Annotated in this window: 9 protein-coding genes; 4 read left to right on the forward strand and 5 right to left on the reverse strand. The window is 71.6% G+C overall.

The genetic code is table 11. The features are described 5' to 3' along the window. Nucleotides 1-295 precede the first annotated feature (295 nt). Both ACRX5S_RS06715 and ACRX5S_RS06720 read left to right on the forward strand, forming a co-directional pair. Nucleotides 296-703, forward strand: coding sequence for a pyridoxamine 5'-phosphate oxidase family protein (locus ACRX5S_RS06715; protein WP_436772226.1), 408 nt, complete (start codon nucleotides 296-298; stop codon nucleotides 701-703). A gap of 106 nt (nucleotides 704-809) precedes the next feature. Next, on the forward strand, nucleotides 810-4202 hold the full coding sequence (locus tag ACRX5S_RS06720) for a hypothetical protein (protein ID WP_436771844.1): 3393 nt from the start codon (nucleotides 810-812) through the stop codon (nucleotides 4200-4202). Between the two features lie 82 nt (nucleotides 4203-4284). Here the strand turns inward: ACRX5S_RS06720 and ACRX5S_RS06725 are convergent, their stop codons facing one another. The 5 genes from ACRX5S_RS06725 to ACRX5S_RS06745 form a co-directional block, all read right to left on the reverse strand. Next, entirely contained in the window at nucleotides 4285-4788 is a 504-nt protein-coding gene (locus ACRX5S_RS06725) for a heat shock protein transcriptional repressor HspR (protein ID WP_436771845.1), read from the reverse strand. Nucleotide 4789: 1 nt separating this feature from the next. Continuing rightward, nucleotides 4790-5959: a molecular chaperone DnaJ gene (gene dnaJ, locus ACRX5S_RS06730; RefSeq protein ID WP_436771846.1), complete on the reverse strand. Its 1170-nt coding sequence runs from the start codon at nucleotides 5957-5959 to the stop codon at nucleotides 4790-4792. Between the two features lie 55 nt (nucleotides 5960-6014). Continuing rightward, nucleotides 6015-6647, reverse strand: a complete 633-nt coding sequence (gene grpE, locus ACRX5S_RS06735; protein WP_436771847.1) for a nucleotide exchange factor GrpE — start codon at nucleotides 6645-6647, stop codon at nucleotides 6015-6017. Continuing rightward, the gene (gene dnaK, locus ACRX5S_RS06740) at nucleotides 6644-8509 is read right to left on the reverse strand and encodes a molecular chaperone DnaK (RefSeq protein WP_436771848.1); all 1866 of its coding nucleotides are present in this window, start codon (nucleotides 8507-8509) and stop codon (nucleotides 6644-6646) included. The genes grpE and dnaK overlap by 4 nt, the downstream gene beginning before the upstream one ends. Before the next feature lie 309 nt (nucleotides 8510-8818). After that, entirely contained in the window at nucleotides 8819-10609 is a 1791-nt protein-coding gene (locus ACRX5S_RS06745; RefSeq protein ID WP_436771849.1) for an outer membrane protein assembly factor BamB family protein, read from the reverse strand. Between the two features lie 244 nt (nucleotides 10610-10853). Here ACRX5S_RS06745 and ACRX5S_RS06750 point away from each other — a divergent pair, with 244 nt between their 5' ends. Continuing rightward, nucleotides 10854-13151: a (Fe-S)-binding protein gene (locus tag ACRX5S_RS06750; protein ID WP_436771850.1), complete on the forward strand. Its 2298-nt coding sequence runs from the start codon at nucleotides 10854-10856 to the stop codon at nucleotides 13149-13151. A gap of 278 nt (nucleotides 13152-13429) precedes the next feature. Then, complete coding sequence (locus ACRX5S_RS06755) at nucleotides 13430-14347, forward strand: Yip1 family protein (RefSeq protein ID WP_436771851.1); 918 nt, start codon at nucleotides 13430-13432, stop codon at nucleotides 14345-14347. Nucleotides 14348-14365 lie beyond the last annotated feature (18 nt).

Raw genomic sequence — 14365 nt, forward strand, 5'->3', positions numbered from 1 at the left:
CCCGTCTCTGTCGGAGACAACGGGCACAAAGTTGAGTCTATTCCACTCAACTTTGCGCAGGGGCGTTTCGACCCCGCAGATCAGGCCGGGTTTCGCGGCGGCTACCGTCGGAGCCGTGACCGCCAGCAGCCCCGCACCGTCGCCGCTCGCCGACCCGCAGACCGACGCACCGGCCGCGGCGACCTCCGCGGCGCCGAGCCCGGCACCGACCGCGGTCCCGGGCGCTGCTCCCGGAGTGGCCCGGCTCGCCGCCCCGCCGTCGGTCCCGAGCCTGCTCCCGACACCACTGCCGGACATGCCGCCGAGCCCGCTCGCCGCCACGCTCGACCAGGCCTACCTTGCCTTCTGGCGCGAATACCACCTCTGCACGCTCACCACACTCCGCCCCAACGGCACCCCGCACGTGGTGCCGGTCGGCGCGACCTTCGACCCCGAGACCGGCATCGCCCGGGTCATCACCGGGCGTGACAGCCGCAAGGCCCGCAACATACGCGCGGCGGGCCCGGCGGGCATGCGCGTCGCACTGTGCCAGATCGACGGCCGCCGCTGGGCGACTTTGGAGGGCACCGCGGTCCTGCGCGACGACCCCGCGTCCATAGCCGACGCCGAGCGTCGGTACGCCGAGCGCTACCGTCCCCCGTCGGCCAACCCGCTGCGCGTGGTGATCGAGATCCGCGTCGACCGCACGATGGGACGCGGCTGAAGACGCGGCCGAAAGCACGGGCGAGGAGGCCGCCGCGCACGCGGCCGAACGGTGACTGAGGGAAAAACCCCGCGCCACCGCCCACCGCGCTGCCGATACTGGGCCGATGGCACCCACCACCGCGCAGCCCCCGGCCGACCACGTCAGGCAACTCCTCGAAGCACTGGACGACCTGCCGTACGCCGCACGGTGCGGCCTCGCCCGCGACACCGCACGGCACCTCGCCGAAACCGGCGAACTCACCGGCGTGCTGACCGAATTGTGGGCCATGGGCCGCGACGGACGCGAGACCGCCCTCTCGATGGCCGTCGCGGTGGGTGACACCGCGTTCCTGGCCGCCGCGCTGCGTGCCCCCGAACCGGACCTCGCGCGCTGGGCGATGCGCGCCGCCGCCAAGAGCCAGGTCCCGGACGACACGCTGGCCGAACTCCTCGACGATGCACCGCACATCCTGCGCGCGGAGCTGTACCGCGCGATCCGGCGCGGCAGGCGTACCGCACTCGCCGACCGGCTCGTGGGTGAAGTCGCCGCCCGCTACGGCCCCACCGAGGCCGCGGCGCTGCTGCCCGCCTGCTCCCCCGCCGCCGTCGCCGCGACCCTGCCGGGCCTGCCGCCGACGCCCGCGCTGTCGTACGCCCTCGCCCGCCGCACGCCGGGCCTCGTCCTCGACGCCGCCGACCGCGAATTGTCCGGCCTGCCGGCGTCGTTGCGCACGGCATGGTGGCAGCGCCACGGCGGGGCCGTCGGAGCCTGCGCCGAGGCGCTGCCGTTGCGGGTGCTGGACCTGCTGGAACGCCACACGCAACGCGGCTCCTGGCCGTGGGGCCTGGCGTCCCGGCTGCACCTGCTCGTCCGGGCGGATGCGCGGCGCACCGTCGACGCGCTGCTCCGCGCCGGAGCCGCCCGGCCCAACCTGTCCCGGGGCGTGGCCTACCGCATCGTTACCGCCGCACCGCCGAACCTGACCGCGTTCGGGCGGGCGGTGCGCGACGACGAGGCCCGGTTCGCCGCGCTGTTGCGGGCGTTCCCGCCGAGCGCGCGCGAAGAGTTCTTCGACGCCGTGCACGCCGACATCGACATGTCCTACTGGGAGTTGGCCGAAGACGTCCTCGAACTCCTGCCGGGCACACGACGCGTCGCCGAAGCACGCCGCATGCTCGCCGAGGCCGAGCGCGAGGACGACACCGAGGCCCGGCAGCAGTGGCTCGCGCACCTGCCGTACGACGAGGCCCGCGCCGAACTCCTCGCCGAATGCGGACGGCCCGACGCGTACGACCGCGCCTCCGGCTACCGCGCGCTCATCGCGTGCGCCGCCCGCACCCGCGACCCCCGGCGCTTCGCCGCCGCCCTCACCGACGACCTGGACCGGGTGCGCAAGGACCAGGACCCCGTGCGCTTCGCCGTGGTCGACGCGCTCGACGACGTGCCGCGGTGGCTCTTCACCGCCGACGCCGCCGAGGCGCTGAACACGCTCACACACCACGCTTTTGAAGCCGTCGACCTGTCCTGGGCGACCCGCACGACCCTCCAGTCGCTCGCCGCCGACCTCCTGCGGCAGGAGTCGCAGCGCGCGTCGGCCGCCCAACTGCCGGACGAAGACGGGCGGTTGGTGGACTGGGCGATCGGCACCTTGGCGCAGCCCGCCGGCAGCCGGGAGTTCTGGGTGCCGAACCAGCGCGTACGCGGCATCGAGGCGCGTCTTGTCGAGGCCCTGCTGCCGATCGTCCGCGCCGCCGCCGACCGGCGCGACTACGAGCCCGCGCTCGCCCTCGCCCGCCAACTCGGGCGGCACGGCAGGCCGATCGCGCCGCTTCAGGAGCTGTTGGGCGAGGCGGTACGGCACGGCGACGCGCGTACCGTCTCCTCGGCGGCGACCTTCTGGCTCGCCGACCCGACGCACCGCGACGCGCGCACCGCGCAGGTGCTCGACGCCGACCCGTCCGCGATCACGCTGCGGCCGGTGCTCGACGCCGTGCTGCACCGCCGCACCGACCTGATCGACCGGTTCCTGACCGGCGCGGCGCCGCAAGGCCGGTTCTCCCCGGCGTCGGACGTGTGGGTGCCCCGCATCGGCCGCGAGACCGCTCACCTGCTGCCTCGCCAGCGCGAGGCGTACGCCCGACTCGCCGCCGCGCAGGCCGCCCACCCGGCCCTCCCGGCCGACCAACGCGCCGCCTGGCTCGCCGACCTCGCGCACGTCCCCGGCGCCGGGCGGCCGCTCGTGCTGCCCCATCTCGACTCGCCCGACACCCTCGTCCGCGACGCCGCGCTCGGCGGTCTCGCGCGCGTGGAGGGTCACGCCGAGGCGCTGCCCGTGCTGCTCGCCCGGGTCGGCGGCGACGACGCGCACGTGGCGATGTACGCCGCGAGCCGGGTCAGCCGGTACGTCGCCCCTTCGCAACTCGGCCCGCTGCTCGACGCGTTGCTGACCGCGCCGGGCACCAAGGTGACCGTGCGCAAGGAGGCCGTGCGACTGCTCATCGAGCGCGGCGTGCCGGACGGCGTCGACCGGGTCGCCGACGCCGCCACCCACGACAACGTGCACCGCGACGTCTTGCGTGCCGCCCTGGTCGCCCTCCTCGCGCGCCTCGACCGGCCGAGCGCCTGGGCGGTCGTCGAACGCTCCGTCACCGGTCCGCGCGACGTCGCCACCGTGCCGATCGCCGTGCATCCGCTCGCCCTGGCCGAGGGGCACCGGGCGCGGTTCGCGGCGCTCGTGGTCACCAGGTGCGGGCACGAGCACGCCGCCGTGCGGCGGTCCGCCTACCAGGCCTTCACCCGCTGGTCGCCGTGGGCGCCGGGCGAGGTCGAGCGGGTGCACGGCGCGGTGCGCGACCTGAGCGTGCGCAAGGGGTGGAAGGACGCCGCCGAGGCGATCCAGGGTCTCGTCCGGGACGGCTCGGGGGCCGACGAATTCCTGGCCACCGCCGACGTCCTGGCCGACGCGGCACTGGCGGAGGCGGACGGGCCGCTGGACGCCGCGGCCGGACGGGACCGGCCCGCGACGCAGCGCCTGCGCCACCTCGTGAAGCTCTCGCGCGCGTGGGCGAGGCAACAGCCCGACGCCGCCGCGGCCGAGGTGCGGCGGTTCGCGGAGCACCTCGCCGACCGGCGCGGGTTTCCGTACGAAGGAGTGCAACTGCTTGCCGAGGCAGTGCCGTTGCACGGCGATGCGGACCTCGTGACCACTGGTCTGCGCGCGGTCGCGGATCGGTGCGCCGACAGCCCGCTGCTGGCCTTTCGGGCCGGTCGCCGTCTGCGCGCCCGGGTCTCCGACTACACCGCGCCCGTGACCCCGGACGAACTCCTGGCCCCGGCAGCCGCGTTGGCTGCGGACCGCACCGCGGCCGCCGGGCTGCTCGCCCTGGCGCTGGTGGCCGAGACCGGCCCGCTGACCGGCTGGGCCGCCGAATGGCGCGGTCTGGTCCGCGAGTTGCGCGCGCACCCGGCCCCGGATGTGCGCAATGCCGCCCGGGCCATCGCGACATCGCGCGAGTAGCACGGTCGCGACATGCGTGGGCCCCGCACCCGAACGGGTACGGGGCCCAGGCATGTTCCTGTCCGGACGGCGCCGCCGGAGGTCAGTCCTGGCGGCCGCGCTTCGGCCGCCACACCACAAGGGCGGTGCCCTGCGGCTGGACGCGCACCAGGTCCCGGCGGTACGACGCGTGCACCGCGGCCTCGCGCTGCGCCTGGACGGCGCCCGCCTCGGCCGCGGCGGCCTCCAGTTCGGCGACGCGCATGCGCAACGCCTCGACGTGGTTCTCCAGTTCGAGAATGCGCTTGATACCCGCGAGGTTGATGCCCTCCTCCTGGGAGAGCCGCTGCACCTCGCGCAACTGCATGATGTCGCGCGCCGAATAGCGCCGCCCGCGCCCGGCCGTGCGGTCCGGCGAGACCAGGCCGAGGCGGTCGTACTGGCGCAGGGTCTGCGGGTGCAGGCCGGAGAGCTGGGCCGCCACCGAGATGACGTACACGGGTGTGACGTCGGTCAGTTCGTAGCGGCGCCCGGGTGACCGGCCTCCGGAGGGGCCGCCGGGGAACCCGCCTGGCAGGCCTCCGGGGAGACCTCCGTCCGCTCGCATGTCACGCTCCCTTCGCCGCTTCCATCAGTTTGGCGCGCGGGTCGACGGACGCGGTCGCTGCCCGGTAGGCCTCCAGCGCCTCCAGCGCCTTCGGATCCAGGTCCTTCGGGACGGTGACCTCGACGGTGACCAGCAGGTCGCCGCGCGAGCCGTCCTTGCGTGCCGCGCCGCGCCCCCGCACGCGCAAGGTCGCGCCGTTCTTCGTACCGGCCGGGAGTTTCAGCGTCACCGGGGTACCGCCCAGGGTGGGCACGGTGATCTCGGCCCCGAGCACCGCCTCGGGGAAGGTCACCGGTGCGGTGACCGTCAGGTTGTCGCCCTTGCGACCGAACACGGGGTGCGGGCGGACGTGCACGACGACGTACAAGTCCCCGGCCGGGCCTCCCCGTTCGCCGGGGGCGCCCTTCCCCTTCAGACGTATGCGCTGGCCGTCCTGCACCCCCGCGGGCACACGCACCTGCATGGTGCGCGCGCTGCGGGCGCGCCCGGACCCGTGGCACACGATGCACGGGTCGTCGACGATCAGCCCGCGGCCCTTGCAGTCGCGGCACGGCTCGGAGAAGGCGAACCCGCCCTGGTTGCGGCTGGTCTGCCCGGTGCCGCTGCACGTGGGACACGCGCGCGGCATCGTGCCGGCCGCCGCACCCGTGCCGTTGCAGTGGTGGCACGGCTCCGAACTGGTCAGCCTGATCGGCACGGTGGCGCCGTCCACCGCGTCGGAGAAGTTCAGGGTGACCTCGGACTCGACGTCCTGGCCGCGGCGCGGCGGGGCCTGCCGCGCACCGGCGCGGCCGAAGAGGCCGCCGAACAGGTCGCCGATGCCGCCCGCCCCGCCCGGCGGCTGGCCGGGTCCGCCGGCCTGGCCGAACAGGTCGCCCAGGTCGAAGGGGAAGCCGCCGGCACCGGCCCCGCCCGGCGCACGGAAGCCTCCGTTGCCGAACAGGGTCCGCGCCTCGTCGTACTCCTTGCGCCGCTTCTCGTCGGCGAGTACGTCGTAGGCCTCGGAGATCTCCTTGAACCGCTCCTCCGCTTTCGCGTCCCCCTTGTTGGCGTCGGGGTGGTATTCGCGGGCGAGCTTGCGGTACGCCTTCTTGATCTCCGCGGTCCCGGCGTCCTTCGGGACGCCGAGGACCTTGTAGAAGTCCTTTTCGAGGTAGTCCTTGGTACTCACGGCGTCCCGCCTCCCTCCGGTCTGGTCAGTCTGCCCCGTGCGGCCGTGCCCGTGCTCAGTTGCTGTCCGCTTCCGAGGCCGGGGCCTCGGTCGCCTCCGCCGGCTCGGCCACCGCCACGCGCGCGGGACGGATGACCCGCTCGCGGAACTGGTAGCCGGGCTGGAGGATTTCCACACAGGTCGGCTCGGTCACGTCCGGGGCATAGCTGTGCAGCAGCGCCTCGTGCACGACCGGGTCGAACGGCTCGCCCTTCTTGCCGAAGCTCTGGAGCCCCATCTTGGCGACGATCGACTCCAGCGACTCGGCCACCGACTTGAAGCCGCCGGACAGTTCGCCGTGGTCGCGGGCGCGGCCGATGTCGTCGAGCACCGGCAGCAGCTCGGTGAGCACCTTGACCAGGGCCACCTCGCCCACCGCCTGGCGGTCGCGGTCGACGCGCTTGCGGTAGTTGGCGTACTCCGCCTGGAGCCGCTGGAGGTCGAGCGTGCGCTCGGCGAGCGCGTTGCGGGCCTCGTCGAGCTCCGCCGAGGATCCGCCGGACGACGTGCTGTCGGCGGGGGCGGAGCCGCCCTCGCGGGCGGCCCCTTCCTCGGCCGCGGTGGATCGGACCTCACCGGTCTGGGGATCGATCCGTCGCTTGTCGCGGATCACCGGCTCCTCGGGGAAGCCGTGCGTCCCCTCCGTCACGCAGCACCACCCTCACGCTTGTCCTCGTCGACGATTTCCGCGTCGACGACATCATCGTCGGCCGCACCGGCGTTGTTACCCGCCGAACCGCCCGCCGCACCCGCGGCACCGGCCGCGTCGCCCGGCTGCGCGCCCGCGTACATCGCCGAGCCGAGCTTCTGGCTCGTGGTGGCGACCTTCTCGGCGGCGTCCCGGATCTTGGCGATGTCCTCGCCCTTGAGCGCGTCCTTCAGCTCGACCAGGGTCGCCTCGACCTCGGTCTTGACGTCACCGGGGACCTTGTCGCCGTTGTCGCCGAGGAACTTCTCGGTGGTGTAGACGAGCTGCTCCGCCTGGTTGCGCGTCTCGGCGTCCTCGCGGCGCTTCTTGTCCTCCTCCGCGTGCTCCTCGGCCTCGCGCATCATGCGGGAGATGTCGTCCTTGGGCAGGCCCGAGCCGCCGGTGATGGTCATCGACTGCTCCTTGCCCGTCCCGAGGTCCTTGGCGGACACGTGGACGATGCCGTTGGCGTCGATGTCGAAGGTGACCTCGATCTGTGGCACGCCGCGCGGCGCCGGCGGCAGGCCGGTCAGCTCGAACATGCCGAGCTTCTTGTTGTACGCGGCGATCTCGCGCTCGCCCTGGAACACCTGGATCTGCACGGACGGCTGGTTGTCGTCGGCCGTCGTGAAGATCTCCGAGCGCTTGGTCGGGATCGTGGTGTTGCGCTCGATGAGCTTCGTCATGATGCCGCCCTTGGTCTCGATGCCCAGGGACAGCGGGGTGACGTCGAGCAGCAGGACGTCCTTGACCTCGCCCTTGAGGACACCGGCCTGGAGCGCGGCACCGATCGCCACGACCTCGTCCGGGTTGACGCCCTTGTTGGGCTCGCGGCCGCCGGTCAGCTCGCGCACGACCTCGGCCACCGCGGGCATACGGGTCGAGCCGCCGACCAGGACGACGTGGTGGATCTCGGAGAGCTGGATCCCGGCGTCCTTGATGACGTTGTGGAACGGCACCTTGACGCGGTCCAGCAGGTCCTGCGTGAGCTGCTGGAACTGCGCGCGGGTCAGCTTCTCGTCGAGGTGCAGCGGACCTTCGGCCGAGGCGGTGATGTACGGCAGGTTGATGGTGGTCTCGGTCGAGCTGGAGAGCTCGATCTTGGCCTTCTCCGCCGCCTCGCGCAGGCGCTGGAGCGCCATCTTGTCCTTGGACAGGTCGACGCCGTGTGCGTTCTGGAACTGCCGGACCAGGTGGTCGACGACGCGCTGGTCCCAGTCGTCGCCGCCGAGGTGGTTGTCGCCGTTGGTCGCCTTGACCTCGACCACGCCGTCGCCGATCTCCAGGAGCGACACGTCGAAGGTGCCGCCGCCGAGGTCGAAGACGAGGATGGTCTGCTCGTCGCCCTTGTCGAGGCCGTACGCCAGCGCGGCGGCGGTCGGCTCGTTGACGATGCGCAGGACGTTCAGTCCGGCGATCTCGCCGGCCTCCTTGGTGGCCTGGCGCTCGGCGTCGTTGAAGTACGCCGGGACGGTGATCACCGCGTCGGTGACCTTCTCGCCCAGGTACGCCTCGGCGTCGCGCTTCAGCTTCTGGAGGATGCGGGCGCTGATCTCCTGCGGGGTGTACTTCTTGTCGTCGATGGCCACGGACCAGTCCGTGCCCATGTGACGCTTGACCGACCGGATGGTCCGGTCGACGTTCGTGACCGCCTGCCGCTTGGCGACCTCGCCGACGAGCACCTCACCGTTCTTCGCAAAGGCCACCACGGACGGTGTGGTCCGGGATCCCTCCGCGTTGGTGATGACGGACGACTCGCCGCCTTCGAGAACGCTGACGACAGAGTTCGTCGTACCGAGGTCGATTCCGACCGCACGTGCCATGTTGGGGCCTCCAGGGGACTGCTCGGGGAAGGGTTGAGCGATACGCGCTCAAGGATGAACGACCGTTACAACGGCGTCAAACCGCTTGAGTATTCCGGGCTCAACTTTACTGCCTGTAACAGGTGCATGCACGGAGACGAACCAGGTCAAGACCCGTCAACCCGTGCGCTCTTCGTGCGAAACCTGGGCGGGAACACGGAGCCGCCCGGGACGTGGGCCCCGGGCGGCTCGGCGCGTCGACTCGCGCGGCTCGTCGGTGATGCGTCTCGCGCGGCGGATCCGCGGGGCCGGTTGTGCGGCCCTCGTCGGTCAGCGCGCGGCGTACATCTCGACCGGCCGCTCGGCGTCGCCGGTCATGAACTGGAGCACGCGGTTGTCCGGCAGGACGACGGCCATGCCCTCGGGGTCGACGGTGACCTCGTCGGGGTCGGACCCGGAGCCGGACCCGGTCGGGGCTCCGGAGCCGGACGTGGACCCGGACCCGGATCCGGACCCTGATCCGGACCCTGATCCGGACCCGGCGCGCAGGATGTGCTGCGTCGTCCGGGCGCCGTCGGCCGCGGCGAAGCGGAGCACCTTGGCCTCCTCGCCCGAGTATTCGTCGCCGACCAGTGCGGTGAAGCCCTGCTCGTCGGCCGAGATCGGGCGCACCGCCCCCTCGACGCCCACGGACACCGCCCAGAGCCGCTTGCCGGTGGTCAGGTCGTACGCCCCGACGGTGCCGACGTCGTCCTTGGTGCCGATCTGTGCGTACAGCACCTTGCCGTGCACCTCGACGCCGCTGAGCTTCTGGTTCGGGTCGATGAAGTCGAAGCTGCGCTCGTCGAGGACGACGCCGTCCGGGCCGACCGGGATCTCCGCGACGGGCTTGGCGGCGCCGTCGAAGACGAAGATCTTGGCGAGCTTCTCGTCCTTCCCGGGACCGGCGTACTCGTCGAGCACCACCATCGGCGAGGCCGACAGCAGGCTCGGCCAACTGTCGGGGCCGTCGGCCAGTTGCATGAAGCCGCGCAGCGAGCCCTCGGCGGGGTCGAGCAGCACGGCGCCGCCTATGTACTTGGCGGCGCCGGGCGCGGAGGTCTGCACGGTGAGCGCCACCTGGTCGGGGCCCACGGCCAGGTCCGCGACACTCCAGTCGCCGTCCCCGGCCTTGAGCAGCTCGGTGGTCTTGAACGTCCAGCGTTCGGCGCCGGAGCGCAGGTCCAGGCCCTTGACGTTCTCCTCCGCGGCGACGACGGCGGTGTTGCCGTACGCGCCGAGCGCCACCTCGAAGGACAGCCCGTCCACCACGTCCTTTTCCGTCCACAGGACCGTGCCGGTGGCGAGGTCCACCGCGCTGGCGTTGACGCACCCGCCGTCGGGGGAGTCCCAGCCGAAGAGCCCGACGCCCTCGACCGGGGTGTCCATGACGCTGCACACCTCCTCGAAGCCGGGCGGCATGTCGACCTTCCCGGTCTCCTTGCCGCTCGCCAGGTCGTGGGCGGTGATGCCGTCCTTGCGCAGGACGTACATCTTGTCGGTGCCGACCCAACCGCCACGCAGCGACGTGTCCGACGTCGCGGCGGGCAGGGTCCACAGGCGGGTGAGATCGACCTCGGTGGGCGTGCCTTTGGACGGCTGGCCGCCGGACGACTGCGGGCCGCCGGTACCGGCGGACGAGGCACCGCCCGCGGGTGAGGCCTTGTCGTCCTTGTCGTCGGAGCCGGCGAACGCGAACCACGCGCCCAGTCCGGCCACGAGCGCGAGCGCGACACCGCCCGCGACCAGCGCGACCACCTTGTTGCGGCCGCCTCCGGGCGGGGCGGGAGGTTGGCCGGGGGCGTAGCCCGGGGCGTACCCGGGGGCGAACTGGGCGGGGTACTGGCCCGGGTACTGGGCGGTGATCTGGCCGGGGTACTGAGCGGTGTCCTGGCCGGGGTACCGGGCCGGGTCCTGTCCGGGGTACCGGGCCGGATCCTGGGGGCCCTGCCCGGGCTGGGAGCCCGGGTATGCGGCGGGTGGTTGCGGGTACCCGGGCTGGAACTGCGGCGGCGGGCCGGGCGGGCGGTCCGGTTGCGGGGGCGGGAAGGGCGGCGGAGGAGGAGTGGGTCGGTCGGACATGGTGCGGATGGTAGGCGGGCCCCGATATCCGCGATGGACCAGCACCTGCCGGGATCCCGCGCAAGGACGTCCGACGCGGCATGGCAGCATGACAGTCAGGAGAACTGACGGGTCGTCATATGACAGTGATGGAGATCATCCGTTCAGCCGATAAGTTACTAGTCGGTAAGATCTATGCACGGCCGTACGCTGACGGCCGATACACGCCCCGGAAGGGACGTCCCACCGGAGGAGCAGAACCGCGATGCAGCTCGCCGCCATCGTCATAGCGCTGGTCATCAGCGTTGTCGGCTTCGCCCTGCTCGGGCGAGCCGCCGCGTACATCTATCAGTACGTCAAGCTCGGCCAACCGGTTCTCGGACGCTCGGGACCCGTCGGCAAGCGCCTCACCACCATGCTCACGGAGATCCTGGGTCACACCCGGATGCTCAAGTGGGGCATCGTCGGTGCCGCGCACTGGTTCGTCATGGTCGGCTTCGGCGCGCTGATCCTGACCCTGGTCACGGCGTACGGACAGCTCTTCGACGCCGAGTTCTACCTGCCGCTCATCGGCCACTGGGTGGTCTGGAACTTCTTCGAGGAGTTCATGGGCCTGATGACGGTCCTGGCCATCCTCGTCCTGATCGTCATCCGCCAGCTCAACCACCCGCGCCTGGCCGGCCGCAAGTCGCGGTTCTCGGGCTCGACCTTCTGGCAGGCGTACTTCGTCGAAGGCGTCGTGCTCGGGGTCGGCCTGTGCATCATGACGCTGCGCGGCCTGGAGGGCGCACTCAACGACGAGACGTCGTGGAACGCGCACTACCCGTTCTCGTACCCGCTGGTGAAAGCGTTCGAGGGACTGTCGGTCGACAGCCTGGAGAACCTGGTCTACATCGTCGCGATGATCAAGATCGTCATCTCGATGGCCTGGGCCACCACCATCGGCGTCACCCCGAACATGGGTGTCGCTTGGCACCGCTTCACGGCGTTCTTCAACATCTACTTCAAGCGCGACCCGGACGGCGGCGTGGCGCTCGGCGCGCTCATGCCGATGACCTCGAACGGGCAGCCGATCGACTTCGAGGACCCCAAGGACGACGACATCTTCGGCGTCGGCCAGGTCGAGCACTTCTCGTGGAAGGGCCTGCTGGACTTCGCGACCTGCACCGAGTGCGGCCGCTGCCAGTCGCAGTGCCCGGCCTGGAACACCGGCAAGCCGCTGTCCCCCAAGCTGCTCATCATGTCGCTGCGCGAGCACGCGTTCGCGAAGGCGCCGTACCTGCTCGCGGGCGGCGGAAAGGACATGGGCGGCGACGAGAAGGGCACGTCCGAGCAACTGGCCAAGGTCCCGGCGGCCGCGCTCGCAGAGGCGGAGCGTCCGCTGATCGGCACCGCCGAGGACGGTGGCATCATCGACCCCGACGTGCTGTGGTCGTGCACCACCTGCGGCGCATGCGTCGAGCAGTGCCCGGTCGACATCGAGCACGTCGACCACATCGTCGACATGCGCCGCTACCAGGTGCTGATCGAGTCGGCGTTCCCGTCCGAGGCCGCCACGATGCTCAAGGGCCTGGAGAACAAGGGCAACCCGTGGGGCCTGGCTCCCAAGGCGCGCCTGGACTGGGTCAAGGAGCTCAAGAAGGCGACCGGCATCGAGGTGCCGATCATGGGCGAGGACATCGACCCGGCCGAGGTCGAGTACCTGTACTGGGTCGGCTGCGCGGGCGCGCTGGAGGACCGGGCCAAGAAGACCACCAAGGCCTTCGCCGAGCTGCTGCACATCGCGGGCGTCAAGTACGCGATCCTCGGCAAGGAGGAGTCCTGCACCGGTGACTCCGCCCGCCGCCTGGGCAACGAGTTCCTGTTCCAGATGCTCGGCGCGCAGAACGTCGCGACCCTCAACATGGCGTTCGGCGAAGACGACGAGGACGAGTCGACGAAGCTGCCGGCGTCCAAGAAGCGCATCGTCACCACCTGCCCGCACTGCTTCAACACGATCGCGAACGAGTACCCGCAGCTCGGCGGCGCGTTCGAGGTCGTCCACCACACGCAGTTGCTCCAGCACCTGGTGGACGAGGGGCGCCTGGTGCCGGTCGGCCCGGTCGAGGGCCTGATCACGTACCACGACCCCTGCTACCTCGGTCGGCACAACAAGATCTACACGCCGCCGCGCGAGATCATCGCGAAGGTGCCGGGGCTGCGGAACGAGGAGATGCACCGCCACAAGGAGCGCGGCTTCTGCTGCGGCGCGGGCGGTGCGCGCATGTGGATGGAAGAGCGCATCGGCAAGCGCATCAACAACGAGCGCGTCGACGAGGCGCTGTCCCTCAACCCGGACATCGTGTCGACCGCGTGCCCGTTCTGCCTGGTCATGCTGTCCGACTCGGTCACCGGGAAGAAGCAGAGCGGTCAGGCGAAGGAGTCGACGCAGGTCGTCGACGTCTCGCAACTGCTGTTGCAGTCGGTGAAGGTACCGGAGCTGGTGGGCGGTCCGGCGGAGTCGGCCGGTGGGGCTTCGAACGAGACTGCCGGCGGGCAGCCTTCGGAGCAGCCGTCGGCGTAGTCGGCGGGGTTGCTCGTAGTCCGGAGCGCCGGAGGACCGTGGTGGTCCCCGGCGCTTCGGCGTCTTGGGTGTCTCGGGCGTTGTGGGTGTCTCGGGCGTTGTGGGTGCCTCGGACGTTGTGGGTGCCTCGGACGTCTTGGGTGTCTTGGACGTCTTGGGTGTCTCGGGCGTTCTGGGCGCGGCGTTCGGCCAAGTCTCCAGATCTACCAATCCATCCTGCGAAATTACGGCAGTCCTACGACAACACCACCCGGCGCACACCCGGTACCGTCAGGGGTGTGACCGGCAACGACCGCTACCCCTACGGGCCGCAGTACGGCCAACCCGAGCAGTACGGCCGACCCGAGCAACACGGCCAGCAGCAGCAGTACGGCGGGCAACAGCAGTACGGCGGGCAAGCGCAGCAGCCTGCGCAGCACCAGCCGTCCGCACAGCAGCAGTCGGCGTACCCGGGCGGGCCGCTTTCGCTGCCCGACGAGACGAGCATCTACGTCTACGGCGAGACCCCCGACGGCTACACGCAGGTGGCCCCGGCCGTGCAGGCGCCGACGCCGCGGCGGAGCACGACGTACCGCGGCGGGCAGCCGTACGACCCGAACGCGGCCGCGGGGTACGCCCCCTACGCGCCGTACGCGCCCCCGCCGCCGCCCCGCCCGCTGACCTGGCAGGAGCTGTTCGGCGGCCTCCTCACGCGCCCGTTCTCGACCCTGGAGCGCGCGCGGGACCAGGCGTTCTGGTGGCCCGCGCTGATCCTGTCGGCGATCTGCGGCGTGCTCGCGATGGTCGCCAACGACAAGGCACGCGACGAGGTCGTCACGAGCACGCTCTCGACGAGCGTCCCGGCCATGCTCATCGTCGCCGTCGTGGTCCCCGGCTTCATGGTCGTGCTGGGCTGGGTGTCCCACATGCTGGCCCAGATGCTGGGCGGCAACGGCCACGCGGGGCCGTTCATCACGCTGGTCGCGGTGATGGCGTGGTTCACCGACGCACCGCGCCTTGCGGTGTCGCTGTTCGCCAGTGACGACAACAAGGCCATGGTGGTTATCGGAGTCGCGTCGTTCGCCCTGACGGCCTGGCTGCTCACGGTAGTTGCGATGCGCGTGCACGAACTGGCCTGGCCGCGCGCGCTCGGCGCGGTGTCCGTACAGTTGGTCGCCCTGCTGCTGGTGCTGAAGCTGCCGCTCACGTCCGCGTAGTCGGGCCGCTGCCGGCAG

Source organism: Yinghuangia sp. YIM S09857, from assembly GCF_051388915.1.
Taxonomy (GTDB): domain Bacteria; phylum Actinomycetota; class Actinomycetes; order Streptomycetales; family Streptomycetaceae; genus Yinghuangia.